The organism is Promicromonospora iranensis, assembly GCF_028994775.1.
Lineage (GTDB): Bacteria > Actinomycetota > Actinomycetes > Actinomycetales > Cellulomonadaceae > Promicromonospora > Promicromonospora iranensis_A.
The window spans coordinates 1-26313 of the sequence record NZ_JAJQMN010000019.1; the positions used below are offsets into that span (position 1 = coordinate 1).

The 26313-nt window shown below is 72.2% G+C and carries 27 protein-coding genes; 15 read left to right on the forward strand and 12 right to left on the reverse strand.

The features are described from left to right. From LUU90_RS24385 to LUU90_RS24415, 7 genes are all read left to right on the forward strand, one after another. Window positions 1-1185 (forward strand): zf-HC2 domain-containing protein (locus LUU90_RS24385; protein WP_275006699.1); only part of this gene is annotated, 1185 nt, incomplete at its 5' end. Window positions 1186-1456: 271 nt separating this feature from the next. Beyond that, window positions 1457-2251, forward strand: coding sequence for an SDR family NAD(P)-dependent oxidoreductase (locus tag LUU90_RS24390; protein ID WP_275006701.1), 795 nt, complete (start codon window positions 1457-1459; stop codon window positions 2249-2251). 123 nt (window positions 2252-2374) lie between these two features. After that, window positions 2375-3187 (forward strand): CHAD domain-containing protein, encoded by an 813-nt coding sequence (locus LUU90_RS24395; RefSeq protein WP_275006703.1) that lies wholly within the window; start codon window positions 2375-2377, stop codon window positions 3185-3187. A gap of 59 nt (window positions 3188-3246) precedes the next feature. Continuing rightward, on the forward strand, window positions 3247-4512 hold the full coding sequence (locus LUU90_RS24400) for an MFS transporter (protein ID WP_275006705.1): 1266 nt from the start codon (window positions 3247-3249) through the stop codon (window positions 4510-4512). A 96-nt stretch (window positions 4513-4608) separates the two neighbouring features. Then, window positions 4609-5781, forward strand: coding sequence for a MarP family serine protease (locus LUU90_RS24405; protein ID WP_275006707.1), 1173 nt, complete (start codon window positions 4609-4611; stop codon window positions 5779-5781). A gap of 68 nt (window positions 5782-5849) precedes the next feature. Continuing rightward, window positions 5850-6155 (forward strand): ArsR/SmtB family transcription factor, encoded by a 306-nt coding sequence (locus LUU90_RS24410; RefSeq protein ID WP_275006709.1) that lies wholly within the window; start codon window positions 5850-5852, stop codon window positions 6153-6155. After that, window positions 6152-6664: an SRPBCC family protein gene (locus tag LUU90_RS24415; RefSeq protein WP_275006711.1), complete on the forward strand. Its 513-nt coding sequence runs from the start codon at window positions 6152-6154 to the stop codon at window positions 6662-6664. Before LUU90_RS24410 ends, LUU90_RS24415 begins: the two co-directional genes overlap by 4 nt. Here the strand turns inward: LUU90_RS24415 and LUU90_RS24420 are convergent. Together LUU90_RS24420 and LUU90_RS24425 are read right to left on the reverse strand one after the other, a co-directional pair. Further along, entirely contained in the window at window positions 6649-7428 is a 780-nt protein-coding gene (locus LUU90_RS24420; protein WP_275006713.1) for an NADPH-dependent F420 reductase, read from the reverse strand. The two genes, LUU90_RS24415 and LUU90_RS24420, sit on opposite strands and share 16 nt — an antisense overlap. Then, on the reverse strand, window positions 7428-8486 hold the full coding sequence (locus LUU90_RS24425) for an LLM class flavin-dependent oxidoreductase (protein WP_275006715.1): 1059 nt from the start codon (window positions 8484-8486) through the stop codon (window positions 7428-7430). Before LUU90_RS24425 ends, LUU90_RS24420 begins: the two co-directional genes overlap by 1 nt. A gap of 89 nt (window positions 8487-8575) precedes the next feature. On the opposite strand from LUU90_RS24425, the gene LUU90_RS24430 reads away from it, so the two are divergent. Further along, window positions 8576-9055 carry a MarR family winged helix-turn-helix transcriptional regulator gene (locus LUU90_RS24430; protein WP_275006717.1) on the forward strand — a complete coding sequence of 160 codons (480 nt, stop codon included), beginning with the start codon at window positions 8576-8578 and terminating at the stop codon, window positions 9053-9055. 24 nt (window positions 9056-9079) lie between these two features. Here the strand turns inward: LUU90_RS24430 and LUU90_RS24435 are convergent, their stop codons facing one another. Beyond that, the gene (locus LUU90_RS24435; RefSeq protein ID WP_275006719.1) at window positions 9080-9583 is read right to left on the reverse strand and encodes an SRPBCC family protein; all 504 of its coding nucleotides are present in this window, start codon (window positions 9581-9583) and stop codon (window positions 9080-9082) included. 1 nt (window position 9584) lies between these two features. Further along, on the reverse strand, window positions 9585-9980 hold the full coding sequence (locus tag LUU90_RS24440; RefSeq protein ID WP_275006721.1) for an ArsR/SmtB family transcription factor: 396 nt from the start codon (window positions 9978-9980) through the stop codon (window positions 9585-9587). A 163-nt stretch (window positions 9981-10143) separates the two neighbouring features. Between LUU90_RS24440 and LUU90_RS24445 the strand changes: the two genes are divergently transcribed. Further along, window positions 10144-10446, forward strand: a complete 303-nt coding sequence (locus LUU90_RS24445; RefSeq protein WP_275006723.1) for a hypothetical protein — start codon at window positions 10144-10146, stop codon at window positions 10444-10446. A gap of 22 nt (window positions 10447-10468) precedes the next feature. Continuing rightward, window positions 10469-11014, forward strand: coding sequence for a ferritin (locus LUU90_RS24450; RefSeq protein ID WP_275006724.1), 546 nt, complete (start codon window positions 10469-10471; stop codon window positions 11012-11014). A gap of 31 nt (window positions 11015-11045) precedes the next feature. Here LUU90_RS24450 and LUU90_RS24455 read toward each other — a convergent pair whose 3' ends face one another. Next, window positions 11046-11891 carry a glycosyltransferase family 2 protein gene (locus LUU90_RS24455; RefSeq protein WP_275006726.1) on the reverse strand — a complete coding sequence of 282 codons (846 nt, stop codon included), beginning with the start codon at window positions 11889-11891 and terminating at the stop codon, window positions 11046-11048. Between the two features lie 233 nt (window positions 11892-12124). Here LUU90_RS24455 and LUU90_RS24460 point away from each other — a divergent pair, with 233 nt between their 5' ends. After that, complete coding sequence (locus LUU90_RS24460; RefSeq protein WP_275006728.1) at window positions 12125-12523, forward strand: zf-HC2 domain-containing protein; 399 nt, start codon at window positions 12125-12127, stop codon at window positions 12521-12523. Here LUU90_RS24460 and LUU90_RS24465 read toward each other — a convergent pair. Then, window positions 12516-14030 carry an MFS transporter gene (locus LUU90_RS24465; RefSeq protein WP_275006730.1) on the reverse strand — a complete coding sequence of 505 codons (1515 nt, stop codon included), beginning with the start codon at window positions 14028-14030 and terminating at the stop codon, window positions 12516-12518. The genes LUU90_RS24460 and LUU90_RS24465 overlap by 8 nt on opposite strands. 90 nt (window positions 14031-14120) lie before the next feature. Here LUU90_RS24465 and LUU90_RS24470 point away from each other — a divergent pair, with 90 nt between their 5' ends. Next, on the forward strand, window positions 14121-14681 hold the full coding sequence (locus LUU90_RS24470) for a TetR/AcrR family transcriptional regulator (protein WP_275006732.1): 561 nt from the start codon (window positions 14121-14123) through the stop codon (window positions 14679-14681). A 26-nt stretch (window positions 14682-14707) separates the two neighbouring features. On the opposite strand, the gene LUU90_RS24475 is transcribed toward LUU90_RS24470, so the two are convergent. From LUU90_RS24475 to LUU90_RS24500, 6 genes are read right to left on the reverse strand one after another with little or no spacing between them, the layout of a single operon-like run. After that, on the reverse strand, window positions 14708-15490 hold the full coding sequence (locus LUU90_RS24475) for an HpcH/HpaI aldolase family protein (RefSeq protein WP_275006733.1): 783 nt from the start codon (window positions 15488-15490) through the stop codon (window positions 14708-14710). Next, on the reverse strand, window positions 15475-16260 hold the full coding sequence (gene hpaH / locus LUU90_RS24480) for a 2-oxo-hept-4-ene-1,7-dioate hydratase (protein WP_275006735.1): 786 nt from the start codon (window positions 16258-16260) through the stop codon (window positions 15475-15477). The genes LUU90_RS24475 and hpaH overlap by 16 nt, the downstream gene beginning before the upstream one ends. An 11-nt stretch (window positions 16261-16271) precedes the next feature. Continuing rightward, window positions 16272-17417 carry a 3,4-dihydroxyphenylacetate 2,3-dioxygenase gene (gene hpaD / locus LUU90_RS24485; protein ID WP_275006736.1) on the reverse strand — a complete coding sequence of 382 codons (1146 nt, stop codon included), beginning with the start codon at window positions 17415-17417 and terminating at the stop codon, window positions 16272-16274. Window positions 17418-17419: 2 nt separating this feature from the next. Then, a complete protein-coding gene (gene hpaE, locus LUU90_RS24490) occupies window positions 17420-18979 on the reverse strand; it encodes a 5-carboxymethyl-2-hydroxymuconate semialdehyde dehydrogenase (protein ID WP_425596296.1) in 1560 nt (519 codons plus the stop codon). Then, window positions 18976-19707 (reverse strand): GntR family transcriptional regulator, encoded by a 732-nt coding sequence (locus tag LUU90_RS24495; RefSeq protein ID WP_275006737.1) that lies wholly within the window; start codon window positions 19705-19707, stop codon window positions 18976-18978. Before LUU90_RS24495 ends, hpaE begins: the two co-directional genes overlap by 4 nt. Further along, window positions 19704-21281: a fumarylacetoacetate hydrolase family protein gene (locus tag LUU90_RS24500; RefSeq protein ID WP_275006739.1), complete on the reverse strand. Its 1578-nt coding sequence runs from the start codon at window positions 21279-21281 to the stop codon at window positions 19704-19706. Before LUU90_RS24500 ends, LUU90_RS24495 begins: the two co-directional genes overlap by 4 nt. A 184-nt stretch (window positions 21282-21465) precedes the next feature. Here LUU90_RS24500 and LUU90_RS24505 point away from each other — a divergent pair, with 184 nt between their 5' ends. From LUU90_RS24505 to LUU90_RS24515, 3 genes are read left to right on the forward strand one after another with little or no spacing between them, the layout of a single operon-like run. Then, window positions 21466-22845, forward strand: coding sequence for an MFS transporter (locus tag LUU90_RS24505; protein WP_275006741.1), 1380 nt, complete (start codon window positions 21466-21468; stop codon window positions 22843-22845). A 32-nt stretch (window positions 22846-22877) separates the two neighbouring features. Next, the gene (locus tag LUU90_RS24510) at window positions 22878-24806 is read left to right on the forward strand and encodes an FAD-binding monooxygenase (protein WP_275006743.1); all 1929 of its coding nucleotides are present in this window, start codon (window positions 22878-22880) and stop codon (window positions 24804-24806) included. Then, window positions 24803-26266, forward strand: coding sequence for an NAD-dependent succinate-semialdehyde dehydrogenase (locus tag LUU90_RS24515; protein ID WP_275006745.1), 1464 nt, complete (start codon window positions 24803-24805; stop codon window positions 26264-26266). Before LUU90_RS24510 ends, LUU90_RS24515 begins: the two co-directional genes overlap by 4 nt. Window positions 26267-26313: the final 47 nt, after the last annotated feature.

Genomic DNA, 26313 nt, shown 5'->3' on the forward strand with positions numbered 1-26313 from the left:
ACCATGCGACTACGCCGCGCCGAAGAACGCCTCGCCGGCGCGTTCGCCGCCGCCCACGCCCAAGACGTCAACGAACCCGAGTGCCGCACCACCCGCGCCGCCATGCACGACTACCTCAAGGACCGGCTGCTCCCCCGCCGCCGTGGCCGGTTCGAGGCGCACATGGACACCTGCGCCGAATGCACCCGGGCGTTCATCGACGTGCGTGAGGTGTCCTGGATGCTGCGCGACCTCGGTCAGCACGTCGTCGCGGGAGCGCTCGCCACGGGAGCACTCGGCGCCGCGATCGGTGCCGGAGCGGCCGGTGGAGCAGCGGGCTCGGGAGCGGGCGCGGCGGGCGCCGGAGCGCCGCGCCCGTTCGGCAAGAAGGAGGCGGCGATCGCGGCGGGTGTCCTCGCGGCGATCGGCCTCGGCGGAGGAGCGGCGGCGTTGGTCGCCAACCAGCAGCCCGCCGAGCCTCCCGCCGCCGAGTCGGTCGCGAACCCGGGTGCGGGTGGCGGCGGTGCGGGTGGCGGCGGTGCGGGTGGCGGCGGTGCGGGTGGCGGCGGTGCGGGTGGGGGCGCTGGTGAAAGCAGCGGAGCGGGTAGTGGTGGCGGGGGCGGCGTGGGCGGAGGCGGCGGCAGCGATGGCAGCGGCGGCGCAGGTGATGATGCGGGCGCAGGTGCAGGAACAGGGGCGGGCGCGGCCAGCGATCCCGGCGGTGCCGGCACAGAAGGCCGGGGCGTGGATGACGGCGGCAGAGCCGGTAGGACCGGCGACCCCACCGACATGGGCAACGGCGGCGACACCGGCAACGCCGCCGGCGGCAACAGCAACAGCAACAGCAACAGCAACGACACGAGTCCACACATCGGGGCAGCGGTGACCGGCTGGCTCGCCGAGCTCGGCATCGGTGGCGAGCCGGCCGACGAGCAGAACGGCGGCTCGGACGACGCAGGCAACAGCGGTGCCGACGGCAGCGACGCGGGCGGCAGGTCCGGCGCGGGAGAGCAGCCGGACACTGGTGCCGGCAACAGAAACAACAACAACGAGGGCACGACGTCCGCCGACGGCACGGACGTCGGCATTGGTGGCGAGATGAGGAGTTGGCTCGGAAACCTCGGCGCCGTCGGGATTCCCGGCTTCCTGCTGATCGTCCTCATCCTGTGGCTCTGGGAGCGGTGGACCCGCGCCGAGGAACGCTAGGTCGCGATCGCCGGTCGCAGGTCGCGGCCTCCGCAGGTGGGGAGCGCTGTTTCGGAAGGTGCCGGCTGGGCTGAACTATGTTCGGCTGGAGACCGGGAATGCGGGCTGTGCTGAATTGTTCAGTCTGGCTGGACTGAGTCAGTCTGAGCCGAACGAAATCAACCAGACCTGGCACCCGCGCCACCGGTCTATCGCACCGCCCAGGCACCCGCCCGGCCGGTGGGCCGCCCACCAGCCCACCAGCGACAAGACAGACAGCAAGGGGACAAACATGCGCATCGATCTGACCGGCAAGACCGCGCTGGTGACCGGCTCGACGCAGGGCATCGGCCGAGCGATCGCCGCCACGCTCGCCGACGCGGGCGCCCGGGTAGCCATCAACGGAAGGCGAGCCGACGGCGTGGCAACGACCATCGACGAGCTCCGAGCGGAGTCCGCGGAGCGCGACCTGGTCGCCGCCGCCGGCGACGTCACCGCGGCCCCGGGGGCCGCGGAGGTGCTCGCCGCGACGGGCGACGTCGACATCCTGGTGAACAACCTGGGCATCTTCGGCAGCACGCCGGCCCTCGACATCGACGACGACGAGTGGCGCCGGTACTTCGAGGTCAACGTGCTTGCCGCCGTCCGGCTGATCCGCACCAGCCTGCCGGGCATGACGGCGCGTGGCTGGGGCCGGGTGCTCAACATCGCCAGCGACTCCGCGATAGTCATCCCCGCCGAGATGATCCACTACGGCGTCTCGAAGACGGCGCTGCTGGGCGTCTCCCGCGGGTTCGCGAAGGAGGCGGCGGGCACCGGCGTGACGGTCAACTCCGTCATCGCCGGCCCCACGCACACCGGTGGCGTCGAGAAGTTCGTCTACGAGCTGGTCGACCCGGCCCTGCCCTGGGACGAGGCGCAGCGCGAGTTCATGCGCCTGCACCGCCCGCAGTCCCTGCTCCAGCGGCTCATCGAGCCGCAGGAGATCGCGAACATGGTCGCCTACCTCAGCTCGCCGCTCGCCTCGGCGACGACAGGTGCGGCCGTACGGGTCGACGGCGGATATGTGGACTCGATACTCCCCTGACACTCCCCTGACGCTTCTCGCGTCGAGCCCTTCCCGACCCGCGGCCCTCGCCCGAACTGGCTCCCGCGGTAGCCTGGCCGCATCGCCGCAGATACCACCACGCGTCCCGGGACCGCGGGCGAGATGCTGACCCTCGCGGTCGGAGACCTCGTGCGCCGGATCCACTACCGCGTCCCGGCGGCACTCGCGGACGAGCCGGACGCCGTGCACCGACTGCGCACCTCGGTCCGTCGGCTGCGCAACGTGCTCGCCGCGTTTCGCCGGTACCTCGACAAGGACGCGACCGCCGAGCTCCGGTCCCTGCTCAAGGAGTGGGGCGATGTGCTGGGACGGACCCGCGACCTGGAGGTGCGCGCGCAGCAGGCCGCCGCGGCTGCTGATGCGGCCGGCCTCGACGAGCAGGCGCGATCCGCCCTGCTCGACCCGCTGCTGACGGCCCACGAGCAGACACACGCCGACGCCGTGCGCTGGAGCCGGTCGGGACGAGGCCAGGACCTGGACCGGCTGCTGACCGAGTGGGCCGCTGAGCCCCGGCTCGGCGAACGGGCCGCACGGCCCGCCACGAAGGCCTCCCGCCGTGCCGTGCGCCGGCAGGTCGAGCGCACCCGCGGTGCGGCCGGCGAGCTCACCGACCTCGAGAGCGCCCACGAGCTACGAAAGGCAGCGCGTCGGCTGCGGCACACCTGCGAGGCCATCACCCGCAAGCCCGTCGGCCTGCTCGGCCGCAGGACCAAGGACGTCGGTTCCGCCGGGCAGCGGATCCAGTCGCTGCTCGGCGACCACCGCGACGCCCTGCTGCTCGCCGAGCACGTCCACACGCACGCGAACGGCTCCCCCGCGTACGACGCCGTCGTCGGCCGGTGCCAGGAGCGGGCCATCGCCGCGCTGGCCGACCTGCCCGCGGCGCTGGGCGAGCTGGAGAACCGCGCACGCTGAGCACGGTGACGGCCGGTTTCCGCCAGTAGTCCGCGCCCTGCGTTCCTATGGTCGTTCGTGTGCGAATCTCACCAGCGGACGACTCCGTCAGAGCCTCGACCCTTCGCGGCCCGGTAGTGCTGTTCATGGCAGTCGCCGCCGCCCTCGGGACGGCAGCGACCTACCCGCTGCAGCCCGCGATCGCCGACGTGGCAGCCTCACTGGACTCCTCGACGTCGGCCCTCGGCATGGCTCTGGCCTGCGGTCCTGCCGGCTACCTCGCCGGGCTCGGCCTGCTGGTTCCTCTCGTCGACCGATTTCCTCCGCGGTACGTGCTGACGGCGCAGCTCGTCGCACTGAGCCTTTCGATCGGCGCGACGGCTGCTGCCTCGACCAGCTGGCTGCTCGGGCTGTGCGTCCTGCTGACCGGCCTGTGCTCCTCGGTCGGGGCCGGGCTGAGCTCGGTCGCCGGGCGCCTGTCCAGCGCCGGAAGCCGGGCGACCGTGCTCGGCATCGTCACTGCGGGGATCTCGGCGGGGATCCTCCTCGGTCGCATCGCCGGGGGCTGGCTGGCCGACGCCGTCGGCTGGCGCGGGATGCTCCTGGCCTTCGCGGGCGGCTGCCTCCTGACGGCGGGAGCCGCCTGGCTGCTCCTGCCCCGAGTCGGCCGCGGTGGGCGAAACGGCTACCTGGCGACCCTGCGATCGATGCCAGGCCTGTTCGTCCGGTTCTCACCGCTCCGCCTGGCCGCCGCCAGGGGCGCTGCGTGGTTCTTCGCGTTCTGTGCGGTCTGGGCAGGCCTGGCGGTGGCGCTGTCCGCACCACCGTACGACTACTCGGCCGAGCGGATCGGCTTGTACGCCCTCGCCGGCCTCACCGGGATCCTCGCCACGCGGGTCGCCGGCGTGCTCACCGACCGGGTCGGAGCCCACACGGTGATCCTGGTCGGCCTCGGTGCGGCAGGTGTCGCTGCGGCCGCGATGGGCTTCGCCCTGGGCAGCCCCCTCCTGCTGGTCGTCTGCCTGGCCCTTTTCGACGCCGGGCTGTTCGCCGCCCAGGTCGCCAACCAGAGCACCGTCCTGGCGATCGACCCGCAGGCGCCGGCGCGTTTCAACAGCGCCTACATGATGGTCTACTTCATCGGCGGGAGCCTTGGCACGGCCTTCGGCGCCGCGGCGGCGGCCTGGATGGGCTGGCCCGGCACCACTGCCGTCGTCGTCGCCGCCCTGGCGGTGGCCGCGGCGATCACCCTCGCGGCAGCCGGCCCCGGCGCCCGCCGACCGGACCGTCGAAAGAAAGGTGAAAGCGGTGGTGAACTTCTCGCCGTAAATCGGGGGATCGAGTGAGGGAGGCGGGTCGCGGGCCGTAGCAGCCGCGTTCAGCGCATACGGTCATCTCGTCCTGCCCGTTCGCCCGTCAGCAACCGCCCCCGAAGGAGCCCCGTGCAGCTGTTCGACCTGGTGCTTCTCGTGGTGCTGTTCCTGGCCCTCATGGCGGGCCTGAGCCGGGGTCTGCTGGCCACGCTCGGTGGTCTGATCGGGCTCGTCATCGGTGGCGTCGCCGCTTTCTGGGCGGTCCCGGCCGTGAACGACCTGGTGCCGACCGCTGAGTGGCGCGGACCGGTGTCCATCGTGGTGGCCGTCCTGCTACCGCTGTTCGGCGCCTCCATCGGGGCGGGGATGGGCCGGAGCCTGCGGCAGGGCGTGGACCGCACCTCGCTCCGCCCGCTCGAACGCCTGCTGGGCGGGGTCGCGAACGTGGGCGTCGTAGCCCTCGCGCTCTCGTTCGTCGGCAACGCGGTCAGCGCCACGGGCGCGCCCGGGGTCGCCTCGGCGGTCTCGTCGTCCGCCGTCCTGCGCACGATCGACAACCTGACGCCGCCCGCAGTGGGCCGCCCGCTCGCCGAGATGCGCGCCATCGTGCTCGACGACGGCCTGCCGCGCCTGAACATCCTGATGGTGCCGCGCGACACGCCGACGGTGCCCGCCGTCGACCTCGACGACCCGGCGCTGGAGGCGTCGGCGCGGTCGGTGGCCCGGATCTCCGGCATCGCGTACGCGTGCGGCAAGAGCTCGACGGGGTCGGGCTTCGTCGTGGCGCCCGACCGCCTCGTGACCAACGCGCACGTCGTGGCCGGTGTGGACCGGCCGGTCATCGAGCTGCCCGGAGGTGCGGTCCGCGAGGGACGGGTGGTGTACTTCGACGCCGTCGACGACCTCGCCGTGATCGCCGTCGACGAGCTGGCCGCCGACCCGCTCGGCATCGCGCCGACACTGTCGGCCGGCGACCCCGCCGTCGTCCAGGGGTATCCGTACGGCGGTCCGTTCACCTCCGGCAGCGCCGGGGTGCTGAGCGTCAGCACCGTCCGCGTGCCGGATGCCTACGGCACGGGCGCGGCGCCCCGGGAGGTCTACTCCCTGGCTGCCGAGGTGCGCCCCGGCAACTCGGGCGGTCCGCTCCTGACGACCGGCGGCGAGGTGGCCGGCGTCATCTTCGCGCGCGACGACTCCGAGCAGAACATCGGCTACGCGATGACCAACGCCGAGCTCCTGCCGGTCGCCGAGCAGGCCGAGAACCTCGACACCGCGGTGTCGACGGGGCAGTGCGCGAGCTGACGGTCGCCGCCGACCGGGCGCCCCGTCCACCCCTTGCGCCTTTGTAAGCATCTGCTTACGCTTGACCCATGAGCGCGCTCGATGTCCTCGCCGACCCCACCCGGCGCCGCATCGTGGAGATCCTGGCGGACGGCGAGCTCAACGCCGGCGCGATCGCCGAGCACTTCGACGCCAGCCGGCCCGCCATCTCCCAGCACCTCGGCATCCTCGTCGACGGCGGTGTGCTCACCGTGCGCCGAGACGGGACGCGACGCATCTATCACCTCGATGCCGCAGCACTGACCGAGGCCGGTGACTGGCTCTCCGCCCAGGCCACCCGCTGGAACCGCACGCTCGACGCCCTGGAGTCCGCCCTCGACCAAGGAGAGATATGACCACGACACCGCCCGCAGGCGCCGGAACCCTCGGCGTCGGCGACGACGGAACCTTCCGCATCCAGTTCGACCGCACGCTCCGCCATCCCTTGCCCGCCGTCTGGGCGGCCCTCACCGATCCGGCGAAGCTCTCGGTCTGGCTCCCGGGCTGCCGGATCGAGGCCCGGGTCGGCGGCGACGTCCGCTACGACTTCGGGGAAGAGGGCGCGGCGACCGGCGAGGTGACCGCCCTGCGCGCGGCCGACGACGCCGAACCCACCGCCGAGCTGGAGCACACCTGGCGCTGGGACGGGCTCCCGGTCTCGGTGGTCACCTGGCGGCTCGAGCCGGCCGACGGTGGGACGCGGCTCGTGCTGACCCACCGTGAGGTGGGCCGCGCGCCTGCCACGGACTTCGCCGTCGGCTGGCACGTCATCCTCGACAGCCTTGACCGCTGGGCGGACGGCCGGACGTCGGACGACGTCTGGGACTCCTACGACACCCTCGCCCGGCACTACGCGGGAGCCTGAGACACCACCTCGGAACCCGCTCGCTCGCCCTGCTCCTCCCCCACGTCCTCCGGCGCCGCCGACGGCGCGACCGACGGCGCGACCGACGACGCGTCCAGCAGCTCGACCAGCGCCCCGGCGTCGACGTTCGCCCCGAAGGCCGGGGTGCCGGGCTCCATGCGGATGCTCTCGGCGAGGGTCCCGGCGGCGACCGGGTCGAAGCCGAGCGCGTCCACGATCGCCGCCACTGCCGCGACGTCGTCCGGGTCGTCGCCGGCGATCCCTATCGCCTTGCGGCCGGACGTGCCGGCGGGCCGGGCGCCGTCCTCGAGGTCGTGATAGCCCATGTGGTTGAACGCCTTGACGACGCGGGAGCCCGGGACCGCCGCCTGGACGTGCCGGCTGGTCGACTCCCCCGGCGGCACGATGCCGTCGCGGGGTCCGTCGACCTCCCACCAGTGGTTCATGGCGTCGACGACCAGCTTGCCGTCCAGGGCCGACGCCGGGACCGACCGGTGCTTGCCGAGCGGCAGGGCGAGGACGACGGCGTCGGCCTCGCGGGCCGCCGTCGTCGCGTCGACCGCGGCCGCGCCCGGTGCGAGCACCTCCACGGTGAGCGCGATGCGGGCCGGGTCGCCGGAGCCCGCCACGAGCACGCGGTACCCGGCCGCGACGGCGAGGCGGGCCAGCACGGTGCCGACCTTGCCGGCGCCGAGGATCCCGAGGGTGCGCACGGGGGCGCGCACCCCGGCGCGCAGCTCGTCGCGCACAGGAGCCGCAGCCATCACGCCACCGCCAGCTTCTCCGGCTGCTCGGCGAGCAGCTCACGGACCATGGGGATCACCTGCGTGCCGTACAGCTCGACGGCGCGCAGTCGGTCGCTGGCGCGCACGGTGCCGGCCGCGGAGTAGATGAGGTCGAACCGGCCGACGTCCAGGGCGCCGATGGCGCGCGCCATCTTGCGGGCGACCGTCTCGGGTGAGCCGACGTAGAGCGAGCCCTCCGCCACCTCTGCCTCGAACTCCTCGCGGCGCAGGGGCGGCCAGCCGCGCAGGGCTCCGATGCGGTCCCGGATCACCTTGTATCCCGGGTAGAACAGCTCCATCGCCTTCTCGTCGGTCTCGGCGACGAAGCCCGGTGAGTGCATGCCGACGGGGTAGGCGGTGGTGCCGAGCTCGTCCGCGGCCCGGCGGTACAGGTCCACGTACGGCGCGAACCGTTCGGGAGCACCGCCGATGATCGCCAGCATGAGCCGCAGCCCGTACCGGGCGGTACGGACGACCGACTGTGGCGACCCGCCGACCCCGACCCAGGTGGTCAGCCGGCCGGAGTCGGTCTTGGGGAAGACGTCCGCGTTCTCCAGGGACGGCCGCAGCGTGCCCTCCCAGGTCACCGGCTTCTCGTCGAGCAGCTTCACGAACAGGTCGATCTTCTCGTCGAAGAGCTGGTCGTAGTCGCGCAGGTCGTAACCGAACAGCGGGAACGACTCGGTGAACGACCCGCGCCCGAGGATGACCTCGGCCCGGCCGTTGGACAGTGCGTCGACGGTCGCGAACCGCTGGAACACCCGCACCGGGTCGTCGGAGCTGAGGACGGTCACGCCTGAGGCGAGCTTGATGTTCGAGGTAGTGGTCGCGATGCCGGCCAGCACGGTCTCCGGCGTGGAGATCGCGTACTCGGGCCGGTGGTGCTCGCCGACCGCGATCACGTCGATCCCCGTGTCGTCGGCGAGGACCGCCTCGTGCACCGTACGGCGGATCGCCTCGCCGTGGGACACGACCTCTCCGCGGTCGTTCCGCGGCAGGTCGCCGAATGTGTCGATGCCGAACTCGATGTCGCCCATGGGAACTCCTCCACGACTGCCCTACACATCTGATTGACGTGTCAATCATGTACCCGATATGGTTGACACGTCAATCACTGGAGGTCACCGTGACGAACAGCACGCCACCCCGCTCCCGACAGTCGCCGACGGCGGACGAGCTGCGCATCTGGCGCGGGTTCATCGAGACCGCGCAGGCGCTGAACGGGCGGCTGAGCAGCCGCCTGCACGAGGAGTCCGCACTGTCGCCCGGCGACTACGCGGTGCTGCTCGCCCTGAGCGAGGCGGACGGGCGCCGGCTGCGCTCCTCCGAGCTCGCGGACGCCGTCGGCTGGGAGCGCAGCCGGCTGTCCCACCACATCCGGCGCATGGAGGGGCGGGACCTCATCCGTCGCGACGACTGCGCCGTCGACTACCGCGGGGCCGAGGTGGTCCTCACGGACCACGGTGCACAGGCCTTCCGGAGCGCGTCGGTGCCACACCTGCGCGCGGTGCGGGAGCTGTTCGTCGACGCCCTGACCCCCGAACAGCTGGATCAGGTGGAGCAGTTCACCGCGGCGCTCCGCACCCGGCTGGACTCCCCCACCTGATCGCTCCCACCTGATCGCTGTGCGCTACTCGGACGCGGTGAGGTCGGCCGCCAGCTCCTCCAGGAGGTCGTAGCCCTCCTGCATGCCTCCCTCCATGCCCGAGGCGATGATCGTGTCACGCAGCTCCTTGCTCGGGGCGACCGTGCGGACGGTGAGCGTGGTACGCCCGTCTCGCTCAGTGAGCGTGTAGTGGTTCAGGGTGGGCTCCGAGTCGCCGTCGGGCGCCCCCTCGTAGACCTCCGTCTGCACCATGCCCGCAGGCGCGTCGATCTCGCGGAACTCGCCGTGGAAGCCCACCTCGAAACCGCCGTCCGCCGTCATGACGTACCGCCACGTCCCACCGACGCGGAGGTCGACGGACGCATGCGTCACGGTGCCGCGCCGCCCGGCCCACCAGCGCTTGATGAGGTCGGGCTCGGTGAGCACCTTCCACACGTGGTGGCGCGGCGCGTTGAACTCCCGGGTGACCAGGATCTCGGTATCGGTCGGCAGCGTCAGGACGGCGCTGCCCTTGGTCGTGGTGGCCATGTCAGTCTCCTCTTCCGGTTTCGATTCCGGTTTCGATGTCGGTTTCGATGTCGGTACGGATCTCGTTCTCGGTCCCGGCGAGCTCGTCGAGCACGCCGTCGATCAGGTCGAACCGCTCGTTCCAGAGCCGCTCGTACTGCCCGACCCAGGCATGGACCGCCCGGAGAGGCGCGGCGTTCACCCGGTACAGACGCCGACGCCCGTCGTCGCGCACCTCCACCAGCCCCACCTCCCTCAGGACCCGCAGGTGCTTGGACACCTGGGGCTGGGCGAGTCCGAGCAGCTCGGTCAGGTCACCCACCGCGAGCTCTCCGCCGGCCAGGGCGTCGAGGATCTCGCGACGGCGCGGCTCGGCCACCGCGTTGAACGCGTCGGTCGTGGTCGCTGCTCGTGCCATGGCTCAAACATATACCCATATAGGCATGCGTCAAGGGTTCGACGGCAGAGAAGGGACGGACGACAGAAGGGACGGACGACAGAAGGGACGGACGACAGAGAGGGGATCAACGGCACAGGACGTTCGGGTTGCGAGCAGCACCGGGCGGGAATTCGCTGGAGACATGGCGCAGGAAGAGACGATGAACTACCTCATCCCCGTGACGTTCCCGGACCTGGCCGCGGCCAAGAGCGGCACGGAGCCGCTCGTGGACACCTTGCGCGCCGCCGGCATCCAGGCCGAGATCATCGCCGAACCAGGCCTGGACTCCGAGGGCGACGGCGGCCGTCCCGACCCGGGCCCCACCACCCGGGAGCTGCACGTCCACGCCAGCAGCGCCGACGAGGCACGGCGCCGCGTCCAGGAGCTGACCGACGCGCGGTTCCCGGCCGGCATGGTGCTGCTGGGCGAGCCGACGCGGATCTGACCGCCCCCGGTAGCGTGGGGCCATGACGACGACCTCGGAGAACTCTCAGTACCTGCGGCTGCTGGGCGAGCAGGTGGGCCACGAGCTGGCAGCGCACCTGCAGTACGTGGCGATCGCTGTGTGGTTCGACAGCCACGACCTGCCGCAGCTCGCGGCGCACTTCTACCGGCAGGCGCTCGAGGAGCGCAACCACGGGATGATGATCGTCCAGTACCACCTGGACCGGTCGCTGCCCGTGAAGATCCCCGGCACCCCGGAGGTGCGCAACGACTTCTCGGACGTGGTCGAGCCGCTCCAGCTCGCGCTCGACCAGGAACAGCAGGTCACGCGGCAGATCGAGGCGATCTTCCGGGCCGCGCGCGACGAGGGTGACGCGCTCGGCGAGCAGTTCCTGATGTGGTTCCTCGAGGAGCAGGTCGAGGAGGTCGCCGCCGCGACGACCCTCGTCACCGTCGCCAAGCGCGCCGGCGACAACCTGTTCGACCTGGAGAACTACGTCGCGCGCGAGACGATCGGCGACTCCGGCGAGTCCGCTGCCGCGCCGAGGGTGGCCGGCGGGGCGCTCTGAGTGAACGGCAGGCCGCTCCGGGTGGGCCGTCTCATCGCACGAGGAGTCTCCGCATCTCGGCCACCTCGGCCGGTACGCGCCGCCGACGGCGGAGCGCGGCGGGCGCTTCGCACAGGCCCCGGACCACACCGGACCGGTGGCTCGGGCCCTGGGCCGCGACGTGCCGGATGTGGCCGACGGCGTCGCGCCACGGCAGCCGCATGAGCGCGGTGAGCGTCGCCGCTCGGGCCATCCCGTGCTGCCGCCTGCCCGGCGGCTGCCGGCTCGGTGACGGGTGGTGATGCACCACGACGTCCTGGACGTAGGACATCGCCCAGCCGGCAGCCGCGAGGTCGAGCGCGAGCCGCTCCTCCTCGCCGGGAAACCGGACCACGGGATCGAAGCCGCCCGAGGCCAGGAAGGCGCTCCGGCGGACCATCGTGGCGCACGCCACGAAGCCCAGGAGCGCGCTGCCGGGCACCGAGATGTCGTGCGGCAGCGGCGACGCGGCCATCTGCTCGCTCACCGGGTCGGTGCGCTCCTCGGGACCGACGAGGATCCTGGCGCAGACGAGACCGAGTCGGGGGTGGCCGGCCAGCACGTCGGCGGCGTCGTGCAGCGAACCCGGCGCCCACCACGAGTCGTCGTCCGCGAAGGCGACGAACGGCGTGGTCGCCGCCCGGACGCCGATGGTCCGGGCCACGGCGCCGACGTTGCGGGACAGCCGGATCACCCGTACATCGGGACGGGCCGCCGCGACGGCGTCGGCGCTGCCGTCGGTGGAGCCGTTGTCCACCAGGATTACCCGCGCCCGGTGGGCGGGCAGCGAGGTGAGCAGCTCGTCCCGGCGATCTCGGCTCGCGATCACGACGGTGACTCGCTCGTCCTCGATGTCCATCGTCGCCTCCCAGCGTCTCGACGTCGTCCGGACCTCTCTCAGGGTGGGCACGGGCCGGCCCAGCCGCATCCGGGCCGGTCGGGCACCGCTCACCGGCCCGGTCCGGTGAGGTCCGGCCCGGTCCGGTCAGGCGACGTCGTGTCGTATCACGCCCGAGTCGCGCGACTCCTGACTCGTAGTGCAACTGTTGCCCAGCGAGCCGGGAAACCATGCAGGGAGAGTGACGGATTCGCATGACGACCACGGGCCACCCTCGGTTCGGCCAGCCGTCCGCCGGACCGGGCCGGGCCGGCTCGGAGAGGGCATACCAGGGCACCACGCACCCGGGTGCGGGTGCCGCTCAGGCGGTCGTCCCGATGCTCCGCTCCGCCTTGGCCGACCTCGCAGCGGACACCGGCGGTTCCGCCGTCGGCCCCGATCGCGTCGAGCGCCGCCTCGAGCGCCAGCCTGAGTGCCGCACCACCCGGGCCGCCCTGCACGACTACCTCCACAAGCGGCTGGTACCCGGTCGGCGCAGGCGTGTCGAGGTCCACCTGGACCGCTGCGCCGAGTGCACCCGTGCGTTCATCGACGTCCGCGAGGACTCCTGGGCGCGCCGGCCTCGCACCGTGGCCGGGCCGTGGCTCACGTGACGTTCTTGCCCTCCGCCGGGATCAGCCGCCACGCGACGACGGCGGCGAGCGCCGTCAGCACTGCCGCGACGACGCACGCCACCTGCAGGGACGCGACGAACGCCTCCTTGGCCGCCTCCAGCACGTCTGCGCGTTCGCCGGCTACGGCCACCGCCGACGCCAGCGAGTCACCGGCCTGTGCCCGGGCGTCCGCCGTCAGGTCCGCGGGTAGTGTGACGCGCGCCTGGTAGCCGAGGGTGACGAGCGAGCCGAGCACCGCGACACCGAGCGCGACCCCGAGCTCGTAGGCGGTCTCGGAGATCGCCGAGGCCCCGCCCGCCTTGGCCGGCGGCACGGCGGAGACTACGGCGTCGGTCGTCAGTGTCATGGCCAGCCCCACGCCCAGACCTGCGGGAACCAGGGCGAGCGCGAGCCACACGTACTGGTCGGCACCCTCGGCCGCCGCGATGGCGACCATCCCGAGCGCCGTGACCGCGAGGCCGAGGGCGATCGCGGGGCCGCGGCCGAACCGTGTGATGGACCAGCCCACCACCGCGACCACGACGATGGACGCGATGGTGGCCGGGAGCTCGGCGACGCCGGCCACCAGCGGGGAGTATCCCCGCACGAGCTGCAGATACTGCGAGAAGAAGAACAGCATGCCGGTGAGCGCGAAGATGGCTATGAGGTTCGCCGCCACGGCGCCGCTGAACGCCGGGATCTTGAAGAGCCCGATGTCGAGCAGAGGCCCTCGCCCGTCGGCGACCAGCCGGGCCTGACGCCGCACGAAGGTGATCCCAGAGAGCACCGCCAGCGCCAGCACGCCGATCGCCAGCGCGTCGACGCCCTCGGAAGCCGCGTGCTTGATGGCCCACACCAGCGGCATCACGGCGGCGAACGACAGCACCACCGACAGGACGTCGAGGCGCCCGGGCTCCGGGTCCTTCGCCTCGGGCAGCAGCACGGCTCCCGCGATGACGAGCACGATGACCACGGGCACGTTGACGAGGAAGACCGAGCCCCACCAGAAGTGTTCGAGCAGCGCGCCGCCGACCAGGGGCCCGATCGCGGCACCACCACCGGCCGCCGCCGACCACGCGGCGATGGCACGGCTGCGCTCGCGCGCCTCAGGGAACAGGGTCCGGATGAGCGACAGCGTCGACGGCATGATCGTCGCGCCCGCCACGCCGAGCAGGAGCCGGGCGAGGATGAGGATCTCGGCGCTGGGCGCGAACGCGGCCAGCGCCGAGGCCACTCCGAACGCCGTCGAGCCGATCAGCAGGAGGCGCTTGCGCCCCACCCGGTCCGCCAGGGTGCCCATCGCGACGAGGAGCCCGGCGATGGCCAGCGAATAGATGTCGCCGATCCAGAGCACCTGGGTGGCGGTGGGCGCGAGGTCGCGGGTCAGCGAGGGTACCGCCAGGTAGAGGACGGTTCCGTCGATGGCGAGCAGGCCGACCGCCAGCACGAGGACGGCGAGCGCCGCCCACCGGCGGCGTGTGGAGAGGGCTGGAGATGAAGCGGTCACCTGACAACTGTACCGTCCAGCCGGTACAGTTTCACCGTGCGGGCCCTATAGTGCGTGCCGAGGGTCATGTCGAGTGTGAGGTGTCGGTCAGTGGGTCGAACGGCGGGCAGGGACCCGGAGCAGACGCGCGCAGCGCTCCTGGACGCGGCGAGCCGACTGGTCCGCGAGCGCGGGATCTCGGCGACCCTCGACGACGTCGCCCGCCGGGCGGGAGTCTCCAAGGGCGGGCTGCTCTACCACTTCGCGAGCAAGCAGGAGCTGCTCCTCGCGCTGGCGACCGACTGGCTCGAACGGTTCCGGGTAGCGGTGCTCGCGGCCGTCGCCCCGGACGACGACGCCCCGGGTCGCCTCGTGCGTGCCTACGTGCGCGTCTCGATCGACGGCGCGCTGGACGCGGCGGCGACTCGCGACGCGCTGGTGGTCATCGCGCACCTGTCGACGGTGGACGCGGTCACCGAGCTCGCTCGCTCCGACGCGCAGCGCTGGCAGGAGGACCTGCGCGCCGACGGCCTTCCCGAGGACGTGCTCTCGCTCGTCCTCGCGGCGGCGGACGGCGTCAGCGCCCAGCCGGTGTGGGGCATGGAACCCGCACCGGAGGAGCTGACGCGGCTCCGCGAGCACCTGCTCGCCCTGACTGTCGTCGACCGCTAGCTCAGTCCCTAGCTCAGTCCCCCGGCTCAGTCACCGATCCAGGTGTCCGCGAGCGCCTCCGACCCGCGGGCGAGCACCGCGACGTCGGCCCCGACGAGCACGAAGGACGCCCCCGCGTCCAGGTACGCCTGGGCGACGGCCGGGTCGAAGGCGTTGACGCCGACGGGCTTGCCGGCCGCGCGCACGGCGTCGAACGTCGCGCGGACCGCCGCGGTGACGTCCGGGTGGGTCTGCTGCCCGAGCACTCCCATGGACGCCGCCAGGTCGGACGGCCCCACGAAGACACCGTCGACCCCGTCGACCGCCGCGATGGCGGCCGCGTTCTCGACGCCGGTGGCCGACTCGACCTGCACGAACAGTGAGACGTACCGGTCGGCGTCGGCCATGTAGCCCGCCACGCGGTTCCAGCGCGCGCCCCGGGAGAGCGCGCTGCCCACGCCCCGGATGCCCCGCGGCGGGTAGCGCACCGCCCGCACGACGGCGGCGGCCTGCTCGGCCGTGTCGACCATGGGTACCAGCAGGTTCTGGGCGCCCAGGTCGAGCAGCTGCTTGAGCACCACCGCGTCGTCGGACGGTGCGCGCACGAGCGGCGTGACCGGGTACGGCGCCACGGCCTGCAGGAGTGCCGATGTGGTCTCCAGGCCGATCGGCGAGTGCTCGCCGTCGATCAGCAGCCAGTCCAGGCCGGCGCCGGCGCAGATCTCGGCCACCAGCGGGCTGCCGGTGCACACCCACATGCCGACCTGCGGCCTGTCGGAGCCGGCGATGCGGTCACGGAACGTGGGCGGGAGGGTCAGACGAAGCGGCACGAGACGGTCCCCAGCTCTCGGTAGTCGGCCAGCACGGTGTCGCCGGGCTCCACCCACACGGGTCGCGTGAAGGAGCCGGCGAGGACGATCTCCCCGGGCTCCAGCGCGTCGTCGTGCTGGGCGAGCTTGTTCGCGAGCCAGGCGACGCCGGTGGCCGGGTGGTTGAGCACCGCGGCCGCGACGCCGGACTCCTCGATGGTCTCGTTGCGGTACAGCAGTGCCGAGACCCAGCGCAGGTCGGTCTCGCCGACCCGTACCGGGTTGCCGCCGTAGACCATGCCACCCATCGCCGCGTTGTCGCTGATCGTGTCGACGATGGTCCGTCCGGCCATCTCGATGCGCGAGGACAGGATCTCCAGCGCCGGCACCACGTACTCGGTGGCACGCAGCACGTCGAACACCGTGACGTCCGGCCCCTTGAGCCCTTCGCGCAGCACGAACGCCAGCTCGACCTCGATCCGCACGTTCGAGAACCGCGAGTGCTCGATGACCGACCCGTTGTCGAAGACCATGTCGGCGAAGATCGCCCCGTAGTCCGGCTCGGTGATCCCGGTGGCCACCTGCATGACCTTGGACGTCAGCCCGATCTTGCGGCCCACCGGGCGGCGCCCCGCCTCGATGCCGCGCCGGCGCCACGTGTTCTGCACCGCGTACGAGTCCTCGATGGTCATGCCGGGGTACCGCGCCGTCAGGAGCGGCACCATGGTGCGCTCGGCCTCCGCGCGGGCCAGCTCATCGGCGATGGTGGTGATCGCCGCGTCGTCGAGCATGCGCTCCCCCGTCACAGCTGGTGCCCCAGCTTGTACTCGCCCTGCTTCCACGAGGGCAGATCGTCCGCGTCGTCCTCCGGGCGGGTGTACGAGAACCCGTCGGCGCCGATGGTCACGGCCATCTCGGAGGTGTCGGTGCGGGCGGCGACCGGCTGCGGGTTGCCGTCCAGGTCCAGGACGAGCGACGCCTCCGTGTACCAGGACGGCACCACCGGGTTGCCCCACCAGTCGCGACGCTGGTTGTCGTGCACGTCCCAGGTCACCACCGGGTTGTCGGGGTCGCCCGTGTAGTAGTCCTGCGTGTAGATCTCCACGCGGTGCCCGTCCGGGTCGCGCAGGTAGAGGTAGAAGGCGTTGGACACGCCGTGCCTGCCCGGGCCGCGCTCGATGTGGTCGGACAGCCGCAGCGCGCCGAGCTTGTCGCAGATCGCGATGATGTTGTGCTTCTCGTGCGTGGCGAACGCGACGTGGTGCATGCGTGGGCCGTCGCCGCCCGTCATCGCCGTGTCGTGCACCGTGGGTTTGCGCCGCATCCACGCGGCGTACGTCGTGCCCTCGGCGTCCTGGATGTCCTCGGTGACGCGGAACCCGAGGTCCTCCATGAACTTCACGGCGCGCGGCACGTCCGGTGTCACCTGGTTGAAGTGGTCCAGGCGTACGAGCGCGCCCGGGGTGTGCAGGTCGTACCGCCACGCGAGGCGCTCGACGTGGTCGACGTCGTAGAAGAACTCGTACGGGAAGCCGAGCGGGTCCGTGACCCGCACCGAGTCGCCGATACCCCGCGTGAAGCCCTCCGCGCGCCGCTCGACGCGGCAGCCGAGCTCCGTGTAGAAGGCGACTGCCCGGTCCAGCTCCTCGGGGCTGCGTACCCGGTAGGAGAAGGCGGCGACGGCGGCCACCGACCCCTTGCGCAGCACCAGGTTGTGGTGGATGAACTCCTCGAGGCTGCGCAGGTAGACGGCGTCCTCGTCCTCCTCCGTGACGACCAGGCCGAGCACGTCGACGTAGAAGTTCCGCGAGGCGGCAAGGTCGGTGACCACCAGCTCCATGTACGCGCACCGCAGGATGTCCGGCGGGGGCGCCAGGGGCGTGGGGATCGGGTCCGCGGCGATGATCGGCGCGTCGCTGGTGACGACGGGTCCGGCCGTGTCGGTCATCTTCAGGCCCCCTTGCCGAAAGTTTGCTTGCCGAAAGTCGGGTTGTGCACCGTGCCGAGCGTGATGTGCACGGCCTGCTGGTCGGTGTAGAAGTCGATGGAGCGGTAGCCGCCCTCGTGCCCGAGACCCGAGGCCTTGACCCCGCCGAACGGCGTGCGCAGGTCGCGCACGTTGTTCGAGTTGAGCCAGACCATGCCCGCCTCGATCCCCTGCGAGAAGTTGTGCGCCCGCTTCAGGTCGTTGGTCCACACGTAGGCGGCCAGCCCGTACCTGACCCCGTTGGCCAGGGCGAGCGCCTCCTCCTCCGTGTCAAACGGCGTGATCGCCACGACAGGGCCGAAGATCTCCTCCTGGAAGATCCGGGCCGACGGCGGCACGTCCGCGAAGACGGTCGGCTGCACGTAGTTGCCGGTCGCCAGGCCCTCCGGGCGCCCGCCGCCGGCCACGAGCCGGCCCTCCGTCCTGCCGATCTCGATGTAGGAGACGACCTTGTCGTAGTGCTCGGGGTGCACCAGCGCGCCGACCTCGGTCCGCGGGTCCTGCGGGTCTCCGACCACCACGCGCTTCGCCTGCTCGGCGTAGCGCTCGACGAACTCGTCGTAGACCGCCCGCTCGACGAGGATGCGGCTGCCCGCGGTGCAGCGCTCACCGTTGAGCGAGAAGACACCGAAGATGGTCGCGTCGATGGCGGCGTCCAGGTCGGCGTCGGCGAAGACGACGGCCGGCGACTTGCCGCCCAGCTCCATCGAGAGGCCCTTGAGGTACGGGGCGGCGTTGGCGAAGATGAGCTGACCGGTGCTGCTCTCCCCCGTGAAGGAGATGAGCGGCACGTCCGGATGCTTGACCAGCGCGTCGCCCGCCTCCTCGCCGAGGCCGTTGACCAGGTTGAACACACCGGCGGGCAGCCCCGCCTCCTCGAAGATGCCCGCCCACAGCGACGCCGACAGGGGCGTGAACTCCGCGGGCTTGAGCACCACGGTGTTACCCGTCGCGAGCGCCGGGCCGAGCTTCCAGGACTCGAGCATGAACGGCGTGTTCCAGGGCGTGATGAGGCCGGCGACGCCGATCGGCTTGCGGTTGACGTAGTTGATCTGGCGCCCGGGGACCTTGAAGGTGTCGTCCGCCTGCGCCACGACCAGGTCGGCGAAGAACCGGAAGTTCTCGGCGGCCCGGCGCGCCTGGCCCAGCGCCTGTGTGATCGGCAGGCCGGAGTCGAAGCTCTCCAGCTCGGCAAGCCGCGCGTCGCGGGACTCGACGATGTCCGCGACCCGGTGCAGGATCCGGGAGCGCTCGCGCGGGAGCATCCTGGGCCAGGGCCCGTTCAGGAACGCGTCACGCGCCGCGGCGACCGCGAGGTCGACGTCCGCCTGCTTGCCCGCGGCCGCCCGGAGATAGACGTCGTTGGTCACCGGTTCGAGCACGTCGAACGTGTCGCCGTCGGCCGAGTCGACGAACTTTCCGCCGATGTAGTGCTGGATGCGGTCCGGCAGGTCCGCCGGCACGTGGCGCGGCGCCTGGTTGGTCCCCTGGTTGATCTCCTGGTTGGTCGTCTCGTCGGTCACGGTGTCTCCCTGAGTGGTGTCGGGCGGGGCGCTGCCCTGTCGGCGCGAGCGTCCAGGAAGGCCTGCATGGTCGCCCAGCGGTGGTTGCGCGCGGCGATCTCGATCTCGAGCGGGTCGGCCCCGCCGGCGATCAGGTCGAGGATGTGGGCGTGCTCGGCCACGGAGTCCCTGGCCCGTCCGGGGACGAACGCGAAGGTGGAGTCCCGCAGCCCGGAGAGCTGGGCCCAGCCACGGTGGACCATGTCGAGCAGCAGCTTGTTGGGGCAGGACTCGAACAGCACCGAGTGGAACTGCCGGTTGAGGGCGGTGAACGCGTGCGGGTCGAAGTGGTCGAGCACCGCACGCAGGTGGTCGTTGACCTCCGTCGCACGCTGGAGGTCGGCCGCGGAGATGGCGGGCGCCGAGAGGCCGGTGGCGGCCCCCTCGACGACGCCGAGGGCCTGCATGGCGTCGACGTACCCGTGCTCGTCGACCATGGCGACCCGCGCTCCGACGTTGCGCTCGTAGGTCACAAGGCCCTCGGCCTCCAGGCGGCGGATCGCCTCGCGCACCGGCACGACACTCATCGCCAGCTCGTCCGCGATGCTCTGCAGCACGAGGCGGTAGCCCGGGCTGAGCTCGTGACGTGCTATGCCGTCGCGCAGGTAGTCGTACGCGAGCTGCGACTTGCTGAGCGCGCCGGCGAACGCGGTCTCGACGGCCGACGCCGTCGCGTCTCCGCTCGTCATCGCGACTCCCCCGAAGCCTGGGGCTGCTGGGGCTGCTTGGGCTGCTTGGCCTCCTGGGACCGCTGGGCCTCGTACCGTGCGCGCCACTCGGCGTTCGGGGGAAACAGCCCGTCGACCGGATGGCCGGCGGCCACCTGCTGGGCCACCCAGGCGTCCTGCTCCTCCTGGGCGATCGTCGCCTCGGCGACCTCCTCGGCCAGACGCAGTGGCAGGACGACGACGCCGTCCGCGTCGCCCACCACGACGTCGCCGGGCAGCACCGTCGCGCCGCCGCAGGCGACCGCGACGTCCGTGTCCCACGGCACGTGCCGGCGGCCGAGCACCGCCGGGTGCGGACCGCCCGAGAAGACCGGGAGACCCGTCGCGGCCACGGCCTCGAAGTCGCGCACGCCGCCGTCCGTGACCACGCCGGCCGCACCGCGCACCTGTGCGCGCAGGGCGAGGACGTCGCCGAGGGTCGCCGAGCCCGTCTCGCCGCGCGCCTCGATCACGATGACCTCACCGGCGCCGACGGTGTCGAACATCCGCTTCTGCGCGTTGTAGCCGCCACCGTGCGCGGCGAACAGGTCCTCCCGGTTGGGCACGAAGCGCAGCGTCCGCGCCCGGCCGACGATCGTCGCGCCCGGCACGTTCGGGCGCACACCCTCGATGATCACGTTGTTCAGGCCGCGCTTGCGCAGCTGGGCGGAGAGGCCGGCGACCGGCGCGCGCCGCAGCTTGTCCGCGAGCTCGTCGGTGAGCGCGAACGGCTCCGGCTCGGCACCCGGATCGGGCTCCGGCGGCAGTCCCGCCGCCGCACGGCTCCCCCAGGCCTCGGCACGCTGGGTGTCGTCGACCTTCGGCCCGGCCCCGACGTCGGAGAACGGCACCTCGCCCTGCACCACCGTCGTCTCCAGGCGGCCCGACGTCGGTGCGCCCGGCGCCGTCGGGGCGTCCACCTCGACCTCGACGACGTCGCCCGGCGCCACGACGCTCGACCCGGCGGGCGTGCCGGTGAGGATGACGTCACCCGTCTCGAGCGTGAGGTGCTGGGACAGGTCGGCCACGATCTGCGCGAACGGGAACAGCAGCGCGTCGTCGCCGGTGGTGTCCTCCTGCACGAGCTCCCCGTTGACCCACGTGCGCACGCGCAGCGCGGCCGGGTCGACCGCGCGGGCGTCGATGAGCGCCGGACCGACCGGCGTGTAGCCGTCACGCCCCTTGGAGCGCACGTTCGAGCCCTTGTCGGCCCAGCGCAGGTCGTAGACGCCGAGATCGTTGGCGGCGGTCACGGCCGCGACGTGCTCCCAAGCCTCCTCCACGGACACGTGCCGGGCCGGGTCGCCGATGACGAGGGCGACCTCCCCCTCGAACGCGAGCAGTTCCGTACCGGCCGGCCGCTCGACCACACCGCCGGTGGCGCCGAGCGAGCTCGTCGGCTTGAGGAAGTACGACGGCGCGGCGGGCCGCCGCCCCCGCTGGTCGGCGCGCGAGAGGTAGGCGAGATGGACGGCGACGATCTTGCCCGGCCGCTGTGCGAGCGGCCCGTCGACCGACGGCGTGGACGCCGTCGAGGCCTGCGCTTCGGTACCCATGAGCTCCCTTGCCCGTCGTCTTGCCCGTCGTTCCGCGCCGGTCGTCCCGTGCTCCGGATGACCCCTGGCGCTTTGTATCTCAAATCGTATATGGTCCAGGAGTACCCGGCAAGGCCGCCCCGGCCGAGCCCACCACGACCGGCCCGCCAACGACGGCGGGCCCGGATGACGAGGGAGTCATGCGATGTCACGCCCAGCCCCGGACGGCCCCGCAGCGGCCGGAGCCTCGGATCCGCGCGAGCGCCGCCGCGTCGTCCTCGCGACCATCGTCGGCACGACGGTCGAGTGGTACGACTTCTTCATCTACGCCTCAGCGGCCGGGCTCGTCTTCGGCCAGCTGTTCTTCGAGCCCGCCGGGTCGAGCCTCGGCACCCTCCTGGCGTTCGGCTCGGTGGGCGTCAGCTTCCTGTTCCGGCCGCTCGGCGCGTTCGTCGCCGGGCATCTCGGCGACAAGTACGGCCGGCGCGTGGTGCTCGTCCTGACCCTGGTCCTCATGGGGGCTGCCACCGCGCTCATCGGCCTGCTGCCGACCTACGCCCAGATCGGCGTCGCCGCGCCGGTCCTGCTCGTGCTGCTGCGGATCCTGCAGGGCATCTCGGCGGGCGGCGAGTGGGGCGGGGCGGTCCTCATGGCCTGCGAGCACGCACCCGTCGCGCGGCGCGGCCTGTTCGGGGCATCGCCCCAGATCGGCGTCCCGCTCGGCCTGCTGCTCGCGTCCGGGGTGCTGGGCATCATGAACGCCGTGGCGCCCGGCGAGGCGTTCCTCACCTGGGGCTGGCGCGTCCCGTTCCTGCTGAGCGTCGTGCTCATCGGCATCGGGTACTGGGTGCGCCGCAGCGTCGAGGAGAGCCCGGTGTACGTCGAGATCGCCCAGCGCGCGGAGACCACCCGGCAGCCGCTGCTCCAGCTCTTCCGCAAGCACACGCCCCTGGTGATCGTCGCCGCCCTCGTCTTCGCCGGCAACAACGCTGTCGGCTACATGACCACCGGCGGCTACATCCAGCGCTACGCGTCCGACCCGGCGGGGCCGGTCGGGCTCGACCGCGGAGCGGTGCTCTGGGCGGTGACAGCGTCCGCCGTCGTCTGGCTCGTCTCCACCTGGTTCGCGGGTGCCGTGTCCGACCGACTCGGCCGCCGCACCACGTACGCGATCGGCTTCGTGGTGCAGCTGGCCGGCGTGCTGGCCCTGTTCCCCCTGGTCAACGGCGGGACGTTCGGCTCGTTGCTGCTCGGCCTGGTCTTCCTGTCCGTCGGCCTCGGCCTCACCTACGGGCCGCAGGCGGCGCTCTACGCCGAGTTGTTCCCCGCGTCGATCCGGTTCTCCGGCGTCTCGATCTCCTACGCGATCGGGTCGATCCTCGGCGGTGCGTTCGCACCGACGATCGCCACGGCGCTGGTCCAGGCGACGGGCACGACGGCGGCGGTCACCATGTATCTGGCGGGTATGACCGTGATCGGCCTCGCGGCGACCCTGATGCTGCGCGACCGCACGGGCATACCGCTCGGGCCCGACCACGAGGAGCTGCAGGCCGCCAGCCCGATCTACGGCCTCGCCAAGGCCTGAGCCCCGGGCACCACGAACAGAACGGGAGAACGATGCAGTTCCACCATCACGGCTACGTTTCCGGGGACCCGCGCGTCCAGCCGGCGGCGGGCTACGGACTCGAGCGGCCCGCCGAGCTGCCGGACGAGGTCGACGTGCTCATCGTCGGCAGCGGCCCGGCGGGCATGATCGCCGCCGCGCAGCTCGCGCAGTTCCCCGGCATCCGCACCCACGTCGTCGAGCGGCGGGCCGGGCGCCTCGAGATGGGCCAGGCGGACGGCATCCAGGCGCGCAGCGTCGAGACGTTCCAGGCCTTCGGGTTCGCCGAGCGCATCACCGCCGAGGCCTACCGCATCACCGAGATGGCGTTCTGGAAGCCCGACCCCGCCGACCCGTCGAACATCGTGCGCGGCGCCGTGCCGCCGGACGACGCCCACGGGATCAGCGAGTTCCCGCACCTGATCGTCAACCAGGCCCGGGTGCTCGACTACTTCGCCGAGGTCGCGGCCACGGCGCCCGCCCGCGTGACCCCCGACTACGGTCTGGAGGTCGTGGGGCTCACCGTGGCCGACCACGGCACGCACCCGGTCACGGTGACGCTGCGCCACACGGCCGGACCGCACGAGGGCACCGAACGGACAGTGCGCGCCGGCTACGTCGTCGGGTCCGACGGTGCGCACAGCGCCGTCCGGCAGGCGATCGGCCGCAAGCCCGTGGGCGACCGGGCCAACCACGCCTGGGGCGTGATGGACGTGCTCGCCGTGACGGACTTCCCCGACGTGCGCACCAAGTGCGCCATCCAGTCCCACGACGGTGGGTCCATCCTGCTCATCCCCCGCGAGGGCGGGTTCCTGGCGCGCTGGTACGTCGACCTCGGCGAGGTGCCGCCGGACGACGGCGGCCGCATCCGCGCCACGTCGCTGGACGAGGTCATCGCGCGGGCGAACCGGATCATCCACCCCTACACCCTGGACGTGAAGGACGTGCCCTGGCACAGCGTGTACGAGGTGGGCCACCGGGTGACCGACGGGTTCGACGACGTCCCCGACGAGCTGGCCGGCACCCGCACGCCCCGCGTGTTCCTCACCGGCGACGCCTGCCACACGCACAGCGCCAAGGCAGGTCAGGGTATGAACGTGTCGATGCAGGACGGCTGGAACATCGCCTGGAAGCTGGCACACGTGCTCACGGGCCGGGCTCCGGAGTCGCTGCTGGCCACGTACTCGGCCGAACGGCAGGTCGTCGCCCAGGACCTCATCGACTTCGACCGGGAGTGGTCGCGCCTCATGGCCACGGCTCCCGAGGACCTGCCCGACCCGACGTACCTCGAGGACTTCTACGTCAAGACCGCCGAGTTCCCGTGCGGGTTCATGACGCAGTACCAGCCGTCGATGATCGTGTCCGAGCCGGCCCACCAGCACCTCGCCGCCGGCTTTCCGATCGGCAAGCGGTTCAAGTCGGCCCCGGTGGAGCGCGTCGCCGAGGGCAACCCCGCTCACCTCGGGCACCACGCCCGCGCCGACGGCCGGTGGCGCGTCTACGCGTTCGCCGACGCCGCCGCTCCGGGCGAGCCGTCGGCGCTGCGGGAGTGGGCGGAGTGGTTGGGCACCGCGCCGGGCTCCCCGCTGCTGCGGCACACCCCGGCGGGGACCGACCCGGACTCGGTGCTCGACGTCAAGGTCGTCTACCAGCAGGACCACTTCGGGGTCGAGTTCCCCGACGTCCCGGAGGTCTTCAAGCCGCGGGTCGGCCCGTTCGGGCTGGTGGACTACGAGAAGGTGTACGCGACCGACCCGGCGCAGGACATCTTCGACCTGCGCGGCGTCGACCGCGGCGGCGTGGTAGTCGTCGTGCGGCCCGACCAGTACGTTGCCGCTGTGCTCCCACTGAGCGCGAGGGACGAGCTCAGCGCGTTCTTCGCCGGGGCACTGCTGCCGCAGGACACCACGCGCACGAACCCGCGCACGAAGGAGAACGTATGACCGACACCCGCGAGTCCGACCTGCTCGACTCCGTCCCCGACGGGCTGCTCATCGGCGGCCGGTGGCGGCCCGCCGCGGCCGGCGCCACGCTCACCGTCGAGGACCCTGCGACCGGCAAGACCATCAGGACCATCGCCGACGCCGGCCCGGAGGACGGCGCGGCAGCGCTCGACGCCGCCGTCGACGCGGCGGCGGACTGGGCGGCGACGCCCGCCCGCGTGCGCGGCGAGATCCTCCGCCGCGCGTTCGACCTGCTCCAGGAGCGCAGCGAGGAGTTCGCGCTCCTGATGACCCTCGAGATGGGCAAGCCGCTCGCGGAGGCCCGCGGTGAGGTGACGTACGGCGGCGAGTTCCTGCGCTGGTTCTCCGAGGAGGCCGTGCGCGTGTCCGGGCGCTACGGGCCCAACCCGGAGGGCACCGGGCGCATCATCGTCAGCCAGCACCCCGTGGGGCCCTGCTTCCTCATCACGCCCTGGAACTTCCCGCTGGCGATGGCGACACGCAAGATCGCACCCGCGCTGGCGGCGGGCTGCACGGTGGTGATCAAGCCCGCGGCACTGACGCCGCTGACCACCCTGTACTTCGCGAGGCTGCTGCAGGACGCCGGCCTGCCCGACGGCGTGGTCAACGTGATCACCACGTCGAGCTCCGGCGCCGTGTCCGGCCCGATCATCGCCGACCCGCGGCTGCGCAAGCTGTCCTTCACGGGCTCCACCCCCGTCGGCCGCAAGCTGCTGGAGCAGGCTGCGCCCGGCGTGCTGCGCACGTCCATGGAGCTGGGCGGCAACGCCCCGTTCGTGATCTTCGAGGACGCCGACCTGGACCAGGCGGTCAAGGGCGCCCTGGCGGCGAAGTTCCGCAACATCGGGCAGGCGTGCACGGCCGCCAACCGGTTCATCGTGCACTCCTCGGTCGCCGACGAGTTCGCCCGCCGGGTCACCGCCGCGGTGAACGACTTCGTGATCGGCCGCGGCACCGAGTCCGGCGTGACCATCGGCCCGCTGGTGGACGACAACGCCGTCGCGAAGGCGGAGGCGCTCGTCCAGGACGCGGTGTCCCGGGGCGCACAGCTCGCCACCGGCGGCTCCCGCATCGACGGTGCGGGCAGCTTCTTCGAGCCGACGGTCCTGACCGGCGTCACGCCGGGCAGCGACATCCTGCGCGAGGAGATCTTCGGCCCGGTGCTCGCGATCGCGACCTTCGACACGGAGGACGAGGCCGTGGCCCTGGCCAACGACACGGAGTACGGGCTCGTCAGCTACGTCTACACCGAGAGCCTGTCGCGCGGTCAGCGGATGATCGAGCGCCTGGAGACCGGGATGATGGGGCTCAACGTCGGAGTCGTGTCCAACGCCGCCGCGCCGTTCGGCGGCTGGAAGATGTCCGGGCTCGGCCGTGAGGGCGGTGCCGAGGGCATCCACGAGTACCTCCAGACCAAGTACACGCTCACCCCGGCCTGACGGTCCCGGCAGCCCGTCATCCTTGAACGGGGCGGCCGCCACCGCTC